General features: G+C 45.7%; 10 protein-coding genes. 4 read left to right on the top strand and 6 right to left on the bottom strand.

Going from position 1 to position 13,165, the window contains the following annotated elements:
* Window positions 1-4 precede the first annotated feature (4 nt).
* Window positions 5-568: a hypothetical protein gene (locus B9A91_RS20300; RefSeq protein ID WP_084240872.1), complete on the bottom strand. Its 564-nt coding sequence runs from the start codon at window positions 566-568 to the stop codon at window positions 5-7.
* 103 nt (window positions 569-671) lie between these two features.
* Between B9A91_RS20300 and B9A91_RS20295 the strand changes: the two genes are divergently transcribed.
* Together B9A91_RS20295 and B9A91_RS20290 are read left to right on the top strand one after the other, a co-directional pair.
* Window positions 672-1,286: an RDD family protein gene (locus B9A91_RS20295; protein WP_084240871.1), complete on the top strand. Its 615-nt coding sequence runs from the start codon at window positions 672-674 to the stop codon at window positions 1,284-1,286.
* A 9-nt stretch (window positions 1,287-1,295) separates the two neighbouring features.
* Window positions 1,296-1,676 (top strand): zinc ribbon domain-containing protein, encoded by a 381-nt coding sequence (locus tag B9A91_RS20290; protein WP_084240870.1) that lies wholly within the window; start codon window positions 1,296-1,298, stop codon window positions 1,674-1,676.
* Window positions 1,677-1,685: 9 nt separating this feature from the next.
* On the opposite strand, the gene holA is transcribed toward B9A91_RS20290, so the two are convergent.
* A complete protein-coding gene (gene holA / locus B9A91_RS20285) occupies window positions 1,686-2,711 on the bottom strand; it encodes a DNA polymerase III subunit delta (RefSeq protein WP_084240869.1) in 1,026 nt (341 codons plus the stop codon).
* 45 nt (window positions 2,712-2,756) lie between these two features.
* Here holA and B9A91_RS20280 point away from each other — a divergent pair, with 45 nt between their 5' ends.
* Entirely contained in the window at window positions 2,757-3,218 is a 462-nt protein-coding gene (locus tag B9A91_RS20280; protein WP_084240868.1) for a type I restriction enzyme HsdR N-terminal domain-containing protein, read from the top strand.
* 333 nt (window positions 3,219-3,551) lie between these two features.
* On the opposite strand, the gene B9A91_RS20275 is transcribed toward B9A91_RS20280, so the two are convergent.
* From B9A91_RS20275 to B9A91_RS20265, 3 genes are read right to left on the bottom strand one after another with little or no spacing between them, the layout of a single operon-like run.
* Window positions 3,552-4,934, bottom strand: coding sequence for an efflux transporter outer membrane subunit (locus B9A91_RS20275; RefSeq protein ID WP_084240867.1), 1,383 nt, complete (start codon window positions 4,932-4,934; stop codon window positions 3,552-3,554).
* Window positions 4,935-4,951: 17 nt separating this feature from the next.
* Window positions 4,952-8,086 carry an efflux RND transporter permease subunit gene (locus tag B9A91_RS20270; RefSeq protein WP_084240866.1) on the bottom strand — a complete coding sequence of 1,045 codons (3,135 nt, stop codon included), beginning with the start codon at window positions 8,084-8,086 and terminating at the stop codon, window positions 4,952-4,954.
* A 26-nt stretch (window positions 8,087-8,112) separates the two neighbouring features.
* On the bottom strand, window positions 8,113-9,255 hold the full coding sequence (locus tag B9A91_RS20265; RefSeq protein WP_235012624.1) for an efflux RND transporter periplasmic adaptor subunit: 1,143 nt from the start codon (window positions 9,253-9,255) through the stop codon (window positions 8,113-8,115).
* 255 nt (window positions 9,256-9,510) lie between these two features.
* Between B9A91_RS20265 and B9A91_RS20260 the strand changes: the two genes are divergently transcribed.
* Window positions 9,511-10,131: a helix-turn-helix transcriptional regulator gene (locus tag B9A91_RS20260; RefSeq protein WP_084240864.1), complete on the top strand. Its 621-nt coding sequence runs from the start codon at window positions 9,511-9,513 to the stop codon at window positions 10,129-10,131.
* Between the two features lie 144 nt (window positions 10,132-10,275).
* Here the strand turns inward: B9A91_RS20260 and B9A91_RS20255 are convergent, their stop codons facing one another.
* A complete protein-coding gene (locus B9A91_RS20255; RefSeq protein ID WP_084240863.1) occupies window positions 10,276-12,939 on the bottom strand; it encodes a valine--tRNA ligase in 2,664 nt (887 codons plus the stop codon).
* Window positions 12,940-13,165: the final 226 nt, after the last annotated feature.

Genomic DNA, 13,165 nt, shown 5'->3' with positions numbered 1-13,165 from the left:
ACGGTTATTTCAATTTCCTGGCGTTCAATGCATAAACTATTTTGCAGTCTTTCTGCTGAATCTCTCTTGATCCTTCCATTTTCTCTGCTCCGGTAAAATTAAGTGTTGCACTGATTAAAGCCCCCGAATTCGGCTTTTCATCTACAATTTTCAGCACATCGTTCCTATAACTCCCTATATATACCCTAATCAGTACCGGTCCGGCATAAGCCTTTACAATCACATTATTCTCCTTATAGCTTATCTCCCACTGTTCCGTTTTTGTATCTCCTAACGCAGAACCCTCACAGGTTGTTTCAGTGCAGGTCATTTTAACTGTCCATTTTCCGATAAGGGCCGGATTGTGAACACCAACCGAATCAATTTGTTTTTTTGCACTGTCCAGAGACAATTTGATATGGTCCAGTTCCTGTTCTTTTAGTTTCAAACGCTGCTCCCAGGCCAGCAATTCCTGCTCCTTTTGTGCAGTTTCCTGCTGTAGTTTTTTCAGGTTTTTCTCACGTTCGTTCAGTCCGCAGCCTTGAAAAAAAATAAGCAAAAGCAATATAGGGATGTAAATCGGCTTCATTATAGTCGTTCTCCTGTTTTCGGATAAACTTACGAAAATCTGCCCAGATAAGCAGAATTGGCATTAGATTAGTATCTTAGTCGGCTAAATTACCCCTTTCCCTATGAACAACATTTGCCCTGTATGCCATACCAGCTACCCCGATGATGTAAAATTCTGCATCAACGATGGTACTGTACTAACAACCACACCAGTCCAGCAGCCAACAGAAAACCCACCGGGAGTAAACAATCCTTTTGAACCTAAACGCACAACCCATATAGGTTATGCCAAGGCAGACATGGGCAACCGGTTCCTGGCCGCCCTGCTAGACGGTTTAATTGTACTTGCCCTTGCAATTCCCGGCTGTATTTTCTTTTTCCTGGCTTTTATGGCCGCCTATGGAAGTGAAGAAAGCCTTACCATATTATTTGGCCTGCTTGGTCTTTTGCTTATTCTCGTGCCTATTGCCTACCAGCTTTTAAAAGATGGGTTCGGACAAGGCCAAAGCTATGGCAAAAGGGCTTTGAAACTTGTGGTGATAGACCTGGAAACGAACAAACCCATCAACAAATCAAAATCCCTGGTGAGGAACATTGTATCGTGTTTACTGGGTTTGGTACCTATAGTAGGAAACTTTATAGAACCCATTATGGTGCTGGCTACCGAAGATGGCCGAAAACTTGGCGACCGCGCCGCCAACACTATGGTAATCGACAAAATAGAGTCTTTCAAATAAAACATTAATATGAACTGCATAAAATGTAACGCTCCAAACCTGCCTGAGGCAAAATTCTGTGGAAACTGCGGAGACGAGCTTGCTCCCCAGATTAAGCTGGCGGATAATTACGCCATTAAAGCGCTGCTGATCATCATTGGAATAGAATACCTCAGTAGCCTGGTTAGCCTCCTTCTTCAAAAGCTCGCTATTCCCTTCCTGCTTGGCAATGACTCCATTAGTTATGTTTACAACATTTACGGATGGACATCTGACATTATCGCTATCGCCGCCCTTCTTGCGTTTATGATTACCGTTAAAAACAAGCAGGTAAAATCAGCATTGATCATATTCTTTGTACTTAGAATTGTATTCCTGATTGGTTTCAGGTTCATCAATTTCCCGATGTAGCATTCCTGCTTAATGCAGCATTTTAAACAGCAGCTCTTTTAGCAGTTCCCCATCTGTGGTATTGCCGGTACTGTCTACCCCTTTGCTTTTCAGGTCATATTCCCGCAGCAGGCTAATGATCTCAAAAGTTTTTGGCAGGTTGTAGCTGCGTGCTGCAGTTTCAAAATCTTTTACAAAATAAGGGTTCACGCCCAGCTCTTTGGCCGCATCGCCCTTATTTGGCAAATAATGGTATTTCAGGATTTTGGTGAAATAAGCGCTCAGGTTGGCCATGACCATGACCATAGGGTTAGCCTTTGGGTTATCACCAAAATAATTGATGATCTGGTTGCACTTCAGCACATTTCTTACCGCCAGGGCCTTCTGCAGTTCAAACACGTTGTACTCTTTACTGATACCTATGTTCTTCTGGACAATATCCGTGTCAATAGTGGTGTCCTTACCAATGTTCAGCAGCAGCTTTTCAACTTCGTTGGCTATTTTAGACAGATCAGCGCCTAAATATTCAGCCATCAATGCCGATGCCTGCGGGGCTATTTTATAGCCCTTTTCCTTTACCAGCTCGTCTATCCACTGCGCCAGTTTATAGTCCCTCACCAGATCCGACTGGAAAACCACCCCGTTCTTATCTATCGCCTTATAGATCTTTTTACGCTTGTCGAAATTGCCGTATTTATAGCCCAATACCAGAATGGTACTTGGCAAAGGTTTTTCAAAATAACTCAATACAAACTCGGCCTGCTTACTGCTGCCTTCCGCTTCTTTGGCCCATTTTAAATCCTGCGCCTCCTTTACCACAATGAGTTGATAGTCAGACATCATGGGAAAACGCTTCGCCGCATTCATAATGGTAGCCATATCGGTATCTTTCCCGTACAATACGGTCTGGTTAAAACCCTTTTCCATATCGTTCAGAATATGCTCCTCCATATAATGGATGATCTGGTCTATATAGTAGGGCTCTTCACCATGTAAAAGGTAAACAGGCTTAAACTTTCTTGCTTTGATGTCTTTTATTATGTCGGCGGCACTCATATAATGCTGTAAACTTAGATAAAAATTTTGTCTACTTTTGCACAAATGTCATTTATACCTACCCCGCTTAACCTGCCTCCTTATCCTTTTAAAATTACGTTAAAGGATGCCCGGCATTTTATTTTCGACGAAGTGCGGAAAAAGCACCTGGTACTCACACCGGAAGAATGGGTAAGGCAGCATTTTATTCAATACCTGATACTCGAAAAAAAATTCCCAAAGTCGCTCATACAGATTGAAGGGGGCCTTAACCTCAACAAACTTCAGAAAAGAACCGACGTGGTGATCTTCAATACGCATGGCGAAAGGATTATGGTAATTGAATGCAAGGCCCCAGCCGTGAAAATTACCCAAATGGTATTTGATCAGGCAGCAAGGTACAATTCTGTACATAAAACCAAATGGCTTGTAGTTACCAACGGATTGAAACATTGTTATGCCACCATAAACCACCAGGAAGGGCAGTTCGCATTTGTGCCAGACTTACCTGAATATAGCTCCTTATAGTTTGTTGATGATTTTCTTTTGGAAAAATAAGATCTTTTTAGAAAAATAAAGCCGTTCTGCTCAGGGGCTGCATAATTCCCGGTGAAGAACCGGGAAAGACGCTATGCCCCTTCACAGAAGGCATATTTTTCTTTTGGCACGATGCTTATTAAACCACAGCACGATCTATTATTAGGTCATCCAGGCAAAATACAAACAGCTAAAAAAGACAATCCCCGAACACCAAGCTATACACCTGCTTAACAGAAAAATTACCTTCTCAGAAACGGCCTAGCGTCTTTTAGTTTTTTCATCAGGAAAAAACTGAAATTATGCAGCCGTTGAAGAGAACGGTTATTTTTCACCACCTCCCCCAAGCGAACGGTACAATGCAATCACTGCCTGCCATTGCTGCAGCTTATCATCAATATCTTCCATTTGCGCGGCCAATAAGTTCTGCTCAGAGGTCAGCACGTCTGTATAATTTGTTGCCGAGCTGTAACGCAATAGCTTCTTGGTAAAATCCACCGATTTTCCAAGGGCCGCCAGTTGTCTTACCCTGATCTCCTGTTGCCTTTCGGCAGTCTGGTAGGCAAACAGCGCATTCGACACTTCTTCTCCGGCCTTTAGTAAAGACTGCTGAAAATTCAATGCCGCTTCCTGCTGTGCAGCCTGGGCCGTAGCCAGCCGTGCCTTGTTGGCTCCCTTATTAAAAATAGGCTGTGCAATTCCCGCAGCTATATTACCGAACAGTCCGTCGGGTGTCAGCCAATCCTTAAGGCTAAAGCTGGTAAAGCCGCCATTGGCCGTCAGCGTTATAGATGGGTAAAACAGCTTCCTGGCCACGTTGGTTGCTTCAAAAGCGGCCATAAAAGCATATTCGGCCTGCTTTACATCCGGCCGGTTCTGCAGCAACTGCACAGGTACCCCTGCCTTTAGGTCGGTTAGCAAACGTTGCTCATTTAAAGACGAGCGCCTCACGGCCGATGAAGGCCGGGCCAGCAATACGTTCAGTGAATTTTCCGTCTCCCTGATCTGTTTCTGCAAACGGGGGATGGCTACTTCAGCAGCATACTGACTCGCTTCGCTCTGTACTTCGGCAGCGCCCGTTACCACATTGGCCGCTTTCAGCGCCTTCATGGTCCTTACATCCGTTTTTCTGTTATTTACGGTCTGCTCCAAAACCAGCAGCTGCTGGTCTAGCGCCAGTAAAGTAAAATACCGACCGGCAATATCAGCGATCAGCTGCGTTTGCACCGCCCTACGGGCAGCTTCGCTTTGCAGCAAAGTAGCCAGCGCAGCTTTTTTGGCACTTTTCAATTTGCCCCAGATGTCCGCTTCCCAGGTTGCCCGCAGGCCCATGTCGTACTGGGTAGAGGAACTGATGATGCCAAACCCCTGTGGGAATGACAGTTTAGATTGCGTGACACTTGCCGTACCATTTAAATCGGGCAAAAAGGCTGCTTTGCTCTGACGGAAATTAGCACCTGCAGCATTGATGCGCTGCAGGGCTATTTTCATGTCAATATTCTGGTTCAACCCTTCGGCAATCAATCCGGTAAGGATGGTATCTGCAAACAGTGTTTTCCAGTGTACGGAAGCCATACTGCTCGTATCGGTTCCCTCTGCATCCCTGTAGAGCTTACTGGTATCGAACTCAGGTCGCTGGTAGGGTTTCGAGATCCTGCATGAAGCAAAACCTACCAACACCAGCATTATTCCTATATATCTTTTCATTTTTATTCAATTATCTGTTATTCAATTTCAGCAGTTTTTGGTCCGCCGCTGATCTTTTCCTGCAAGGCCTGGAACACCACAAACAATACCGGGATCACAAACACACCGAATACCGTTCCGATCAGCATCCCACCTACGGCAGCAGTACCGATAGAACGGTTGCTGATTGCTCCGGCACCTGTTGCAATCATCAATGGGAGCAATCCGAAAATGAAAGCAAAGGAAGTCATCAGGATTGGTCTTAACCTGGCCACGGCACCTGCTATGGCCGATTGGACCAGGTTCCTTCCGCTTAGCCTGTGCATCAGGGCAAATTCTACAATCAGGATCGCATTTTTGGCCAGCAAACCAATCAGCATAATCAGACTGATCTGCAGGAAGATGTTATTGTCCAGTCCAAATAAACGCGCAAACAAAAATGCCCCTGCCAATCCAATGGGTAGCGATAGCAATACCGAAAAAGGCAGGATATAGCTCTTGTATTGTGCACTGAGCAGGAAATAAATGAACAGCAAGCTCAGCATAAAGATCAGCAAGGTCTGGTTACCGCTCGAAATCTCTTCCAGTGTTAAACCGGAAAACTCGAAAGTATAACCCTGCGGCAAAGTCTGCGCAGCAACTTCCTGTATGGCTTTAATGGCATCACCCGAACTGTAACCTGGCTTTGGCGCACCATTTACTGCCCCCGCAGTGAACAGGTTAAAACGACTGATAAATTCAGGACCGTAAACTTTTTTCAAAGTCACAAACTCCGATATCGGTGCCATTACACCACGCTCGTTCCTTACAAAGATCTTGTTGATGGCCTCTTTGTTAGTCCTTTGTTCTGCTTCTGCCTGGATCATCACCCGGTATTGTTTACCAAAACGGTTAAAGTCAGAAGCATAAATTCCACCCAGATAGCCCTGCAAGGTACCCAGAACCGTGTTCACTGCCACACCTGCCTCCTTGCATTTGGCTACGTTCACACTTACCTCGTACTGAGGGAAACTGGTATTGTAGGAAGTGGCTGCATACATAATTTCCGGGCGCTGGTTCAACGCTCCCATAAACTTGCCGATTACCCCGTCAAAAGCCTTATAGCTTCCGCCGGTCTTATCCTGCAGCTGGAACTCAAAACCATCGTTATTTCCAAAACCCTGCAAGGTAGGAGCTGCAAAAAATATAATATTTGCCCCCTTAATGCCCGAAGTTTTGGCAAACAGCTGACCTACGATACTTTTAATGTCCTGACCCTCTTTTGTCCTTTGCTTCCAGGGTTTCAGGCGGATAAAAATAGCCGCATACGAACTCCCGGTGCCGCTCATCAGGTCCATCCCTGCCAGCCGGGCCGACAGCTCCACTTCCGGTATCGACCTTGCAATGCTGTCAATCTGGTTGGCAATTACCTCCGTACGTTCCAGCGAGGTAGCCGGCGGCAGGATCACGTTACCATAAATAGACCCGCTATCTTCATTCGGCACAAAGCCTGTTGGGGTGGTCTTTACCAAAAACCAGAACAGCACAGAAAACAGGGCAATTCCCGCAAAGGCAATCCATTTTTTGTTCACCAGGAACACAACCGATTTCTTATACCGGTTGGTCATGGCCGTAAAAGAAGCATTAAATCCGGCATAAAAGCGCTGCATGAAGCCTTTTTTAATCTGGTCATGCGCATTATGCGGTTTCAATAACAAGGCACATAGCGCCGGACTCAAGGTCAGTGCATTTACAGCCGATATAATGATGGCCACCGCCAGCGTTAACCCAAACTGCTTGTAAAATACCCCAACCGATCCGGTAACAAAGGTTACCGGTACAAATACCGCAGCCATAATCAGTGTAATGGAAATGATGGCACTGCTGATCTCGCTCATGGCATGGATGGTAGCCTTCTTGGCCGATTTTGCCCCATGATCCAGCTTGGCATGTACCGCCTCTACCACCACAATGGCATCATCCACCACAATGCCTATGGCCAGTACCAATGCAAAAAGCGTCAGCAGGTTAATGGTAAAACCAAACAGTTTCAGGAAAAAGAACGTTCCAATGATCGCCACAGGCACTGCAATGGCCGGGATCAAGGTAGAACGGAAATCCTGCAGAAAAATAAATACCACAATAAATACCAGGATAAAGGCCTCAATGATCGTATAGATCAGTTTAGAGATCGAAGCATCCAGGAATTCGTTGGCGTTCGCAAACACGCCAATTTTCACACCCTTAGGAAAACTCTTTTCCGCATCTTTCAGTATCTTTTCAGTTTGTTTGATGATGTCATGCGCATTTGAGCCGGCGGTCTGGCTGATCGCCACATAGGGCGATTGCTGTCCCTGTGCCGTTAAAGTGGCCGAATAGGTAAACGAACCGAGCTTCACATCAGCAACATCCTTCAATTTCAGGACTTGCCCATTGCCTACCGATTTCAGAATAATGTCTCCAAATTCTGAAGCTTTTTCCAGTCGGCCGGTATATTTCAATGTGTACTGAAAGCTCTGGTTGCTATTTTCGCCTACTTTACCCGGTGCAGCCTCAATGTTCTGTTCTGCAAGGGCATTTACAATATCGCTTGGCATCAGGCCATAGGCAGCCATGGCGTCCGGCTTCAGCCAGATCCGCATACTGTAATCCATACTGCCATATACCATCGCATCACCAATTCCCTGGATCCTTTTGATCTGAGGCACAATATTGATCTTAAGGTAATTTTCCAGGAACTTCTGGTCGTATTTGCCGTCTTCACTATACAGTAAAAAACCCATCACCTCACTGTTCAGCCTTTTGCTGGTGGTGATCCCCATTTTTATCACCTCTGCAGGTAACAAACTGGTGGCCTTGGTAATCCTGTTCTGTACGTTAATGGCGGCCATATCAGGGTTGGTGCCCTGCTTAAAGTTAACCGTAATGCTGGCACTGCCATCGTTACTGGCTTTAGAGGTCATATAGGTCATGTTCTCTACCCCATTGATCTGTTCTTCCAGCGGTGTGATCACACTTTTCATCACCACGTCGGCACTGGCGCCCTGGTAAGCCGTTGTGACCTCAACTGCAGGGGGCGCAATGTCTGGATATTGGGATATGGGCAGAGAGAACAGGCCCAGCAAACCCAGGATGACAATGATCACCGATATTACCGTAGATAATACCGGGTTGTCTATAAATTTCTTTAACATCGTTATTTAAATATTTTGTATTCAATCTATTTTTTGGCGGCAGTGGCGTTAACCGGATTTACAGGCTTAATCTTTGTCCCGTCGGTTAAACCGCCCATACCTTCTGTCACTACCTGGTCGCCAGCCTTCAGGCCTTTTTTCACCACATAGTTTTGTCCCGAAGGAAGATCCATCACCTCTATTTCCGTTACCTTAGCTGCTCCGTCTTTGCCTACCACTACGGCCATCAGCTTTTCCTGCATCTCGTAGGTGGCACTTGCCGGGATCAGCACTGCGTCCTTTACCTTAACCGGTATCCGGATGGTTGCACTTGCACCACTCCTGATCTGCCCCTCGGGGTTAGGAAATCCTGCCCTCAGGTTTACGGCTCCGGTTTCGGTATTGATGAGTCCACCCACACTTTCCATACGACCCTTCAATTCGTACTCGGCCCCATTGGCCAGCAGCAGGGTTACTGCCGGAAAATGCTTTAGCTTGTCATTCATGCTTTTACCCGCAAAGCTGTCGGTAAAATCAAGAAATTGCTTTTCATTGAAAGAGAAATAAGCAAAAACATGCGATATATTGGATACCGTAGTTAAAGGCATGGCCGAACTGCTGCTCACCAGGCTCCCTGTTTTGTAAGGGATGCTGCCCACTACACCATCGGCCGGACTGCTGATGCTGGTATAACCCAAATTTGTCCGGGCATTTGCAAGGCTGGCTTTAGCCTGCGCCAGTGCAGCCTCTTTGGCATGTAAGTTAAAATTGGCCGATTTCAGTTCATAATCACTTACGATGCCTTCCTTAACCAGCGGAAGGGTTTTTTCTACCTGCATCTTTGCCGTATTTACTTCCGCTTCTGCATTTTTGATGGCAGCAGTGGCAGTTCTTACTTCCTGCTCATATTGTGGAGCATTGATTTTGAACAGCAATTGCCCTTTCTTTACCGCGGCACCTTCGTCAACAAAGATTTGGGCCACAAATCCGTCTACTTTTGGACGTATCTCTATATTTTGCTGCCCCTGTATGGTGGCAGGGTATTCAGTATTGATGGTCGCTTCCTGGCTTTCAATGGTGGTTACAGGATATTCCTGAATGGCTTCCTGCTGTGCAGCAGGCTGCTCTGGCCCGCAAGCCTGCAATAAAAAGAGCAGTGAGGCTAATAAGGGTAATTTTATTGGTTTCATATTCATTTGTTTTATTGTAAAAAATAGGCGTCACTGTTCCTTACTCCCAAAAACACGGTGGTTTCCAGACAGTCGGCCTTCATTAAAATTGGTTACTGGATACCTGCTATTGCCAGGTTAAAATAGCGGGCCTCCGGTAGGTAAAGGGATTACATCAGGATGCATGGACAAATTATAATTCCTTATATGCTTATTATGTACGGCAAAGTTAGTACTTTTGTTAATAAAACAAGTCTTTACTTGTTTTATTAGATTATGAAGACAAATCGTTTTTTAATGTTGTTGAAGACCAGGGGTCCTTTAACAGCAACAGAAATAGCTAAAGAATTGAACATCACCACTGAAGGTGCAAGATTACAATTGTTGAAGCTGACTGAAGAAGGACTGATCCAATCTGTCAACGAATCTAAGGGGGTTGGCCGCCCCACTCAATATTTCAGCTTAACTGAACTCGGCAATAAAGGTTTTCCTGATACCCATGCAGAGCTTACGGTAAAGCTGATCCAGCTGATGAAAGAAACACTTGGAGAAGAAGCACTTCAATCGGTCATCTCCGCCGGAGAAGAAAGGGCCAAACAACGTTACCAGCAGCAGCTCAACCAAAACCATAGCTTAGAGGAAAGGATAAAAACGCTCGCCGAAATCCGCAGCAGAGAAGGTTACATGGCAGAATACAGCAAAGACGACAAAGGGTACCTGTTGGTAGAAAACCACTGCCCAATCTGTGCCGCAGCCAAAATCTGCCAGGGTTTCTGCACTTCAGAACTCAATACCTTTAAATTCGTCCTGGGAAACGAGGTCAGCATCACCAGGGTAAACCACATCATTGCCGGCGACAGAAGATGCGCCTACCGCATTGTCCCTTTAAACTATTAATATAACACCATACCAAAGCTTTATGCAGGAACAAAAATATGTCTTCTGTGAAACGGCATAGGAATAATTGCGCTTCTTCAGCGCACTTGTTCCAGCCGGTGAACAGAACGGCTTATTTTTGTAAAAACTTAAAGCGCTTTGTAACTAAGCTAAAGCCGCCAGACTTTCTTCAATGATCCTGATTTTCCCTTCCGCATCCGCCTGCTTGTTCCGCTCATTCTGGATCACTTCCGGCTTCGCATTCTGTACAAAACGCTCATTGCCCAGCTTGGCATTTACCGACTTCAAAAAGCCCTGCAAATAAACCAGTTCAGCATTTAAGCGCGTTCTTTCCGCATCAACATCAACCGCTTCGTTCAGGTGAATGAAGAATTCATCATTGCCGATCATAAAGCTAACTGCTCCCGGAATCTTGTCATTCACAAATTCTACCTGTTCAATATTGGCAAGTTTGAACACAATGTTCAGCCACTTTTCATAATCCAGTGCCGAATTTACCTTAATGGCCAGCGGCAGTGCTTCCTTAGGCGAGATCTGCCTGCTGTTCCTTACATTCCTGATCTCCGCAACCAGCGTTTTGATGACCTCTACATCTTTCAGTAAAGCTGCATCAGCTGTGCCCGCAACAGGGTAGCTGGCTACAATACAGCAGTCCATTTCTCCCCTTGCGCCAAATAGCTCATCATGCCAAAGCTCTTCTGTAATGAAAGGCATAAAAGGATGCAGCAGCGTGAGTATTTTCTCAAAGAAGGCAACCGTAGCTTTCAATGTTTCGGCATCAACGGGATGTTGATAAGCAGGCTTCACCATTTCCAGGTACCAGGCACAGAAATCGTCCCAAACCAGTTTATAGGTGGCCATTAAAGCTTCCGATAAACGGTACTGCTTAAAGTTATCTTCAATCTCGGCAAGTGCTTCGTTAAAGCGATTTTCGAACCAAAGGATGGCTTGCTGATTGGGGTTTTCCAGGTTATGGTCAACCTCCCAGCCTTTTACCAGCCGGAATGCATTCCAAACCTTATTGGCAAAATTACGCCCCTGCTCGCAATAGCTTTCGTCGAACATCAGGTCGTTCCCGGCAGGCGAGCAAAGCAGCATCCCTACCCTTACCCCATCGGCACCGTATTTTTCAATCAGCCCGATAGGATCGGGAGAATTACCTAAAGACTTCGACATCTTACGGCCCAGCTTATCCCTTACAATACCGGTCAAATAAACATTGGTAAAAGGTTTCTGCCCCCTGAATTCATGTCCGGCCATGATCATACGGGCCACCCAGAAGAAAAGGATCTCGGGTGCAGTTACCAGGTCATTGGTCGGGTAATAATAATTGATATCCTTATTGTCCGGATTTTTAAAACCATCAAATACCGAGATTGGCCACAGCCACGACGAGAACCAGGTGTCCATCACATCCGGGTCCTGCTTTATAAAAGCAGCCAGCTGATTTTTACATCCTGCTTTTTCTTCGGCTGTAAAAGCACCATCAGGATCTTTCAGTTTCAGGAACTCATCCAATGCTTCTTCCTTGGTTTTGGCTACCACCCAGTTGCCCTGGTTATCGTACCAGGCCGGGATCTGCTGCCCCCACCAAAGCTGCCTGCTGATGTTCCAGTCGCGCACATTTTCCATCCAGTGACGATAGGTGTTCACGAATTTCTCCGGGATCAGTTTTACATCGCCATTCAATACATCTTCAAGTGCCGGTTTGGCCATCTGGTCCATTTTACAGAACCATTGCATCGAAAGCTTAGGCTCTATCGCCGCATCGGTACGCTCAGAAAAGCCTACCTGCGATTTATAGTCTTCCACCTTGTCCAGGTGACCGGCCTCATCCAACAGTTTGGCTATCTTTTTACGCGCTATAAACCTGTCTTCGCCTACCAGTATTACGGCAAGTTCGTTCAGTGTTCCATCCTCATTTAAAATGTCTATCACCGGAAGCTTGTGTTTAACCCCCAGCTCATAATCGTTCAGGTCATGCGCAGGTGTTACCTTCAAACAGCCGGTACCAAAATCCATCGTTACATACTCATCCTCAATCACCGGAATTTCACGGTTAATCAAAGGAACAAACACCTTTTTGCCTTTCAAGTGGGTGTAACGCTCATCATTAGGGTTGATGCAGATCGCTACATCCGCCATGATGGTTTCCGGGCGTGTAGTTGCAATGGTAATGAAATCTTCAGCACCTGAAACCGTGTATCTGATGTAATACAACTTCTGGTTTACTTCCTTGCGGATCACCTCTTCATCGGAAACCGCGGTCTTACCTGCCGGATCCCAGTTCACCATACGGATACCCCTGTAAATCCAGCCTTTCCTGTACAGGTGAATGAAGCTGTCAATAACTGCATCCGAAAGGTCGTCCTCCATCGTAAAGCGCGTACGGTCCCAGTCGCAGCTTGCGCCCAGTTTTTTCAACTGTTCAAGAATGATCCCGCCGTACTTTTCTTTCCATTCCCAGGCGTATTTCAAAAACTCTTCCCTGGAAATATCGGCTTTATTGATACCCCTTTCTTTCAGCATAGCAACCACCTTCGCTTCTGTAGCAATAGAAGCGTGATCGGTACCCGGAACCCAGCACGCATTTTTTCCCTGCATACGGGCCTTACGGATCAATACGTCCTGAATGGTGTTGTTCAGCATGTGTCCCATGTGCAGCACACCCGTCACGTTTGGCGGAGGGATGACGATGGTATAGGGCTCACGCTCATCTGGCTCAGAATGAAAAAATTTCTTTGAAAGCCAGTAACTGTACCACTTATCTGCTGTCGCTGCCGGATCGTATTTAGTTGAAATGCTCATTGTATTTTGAAAGTATCAGAATTTGAAAGCGCAAAATTAAAGAAAAAAATACAGATACTCCTCGCCTCCTCAAACATTTTGAGGAAGAGCAAAGGGAAAAATACAGCTGCTCTTCGCCTCCTCAAACATTTTGCTGAAGGGCAAAATATTTGCATGTCGGCTCTGAGCACTGAATTTTTCTAAAAAAAAGAACCAAAAAAAATCTAGCATCTTCAACCGAAAAATA

Source organism: Pedobacter africanus, from assembly GCF_900176535.1.
GTDB classification, from domain to species: domain Bacteria; phylum Bacteroidota; class Bacteroidia; order Sphingobacteriales; family Sphingobacteriaceae; genus Pedobacter; species Pedobacter africanus.
This window is presented reverse-complemented; position numbering and strand designations above follow the sequence as displayed.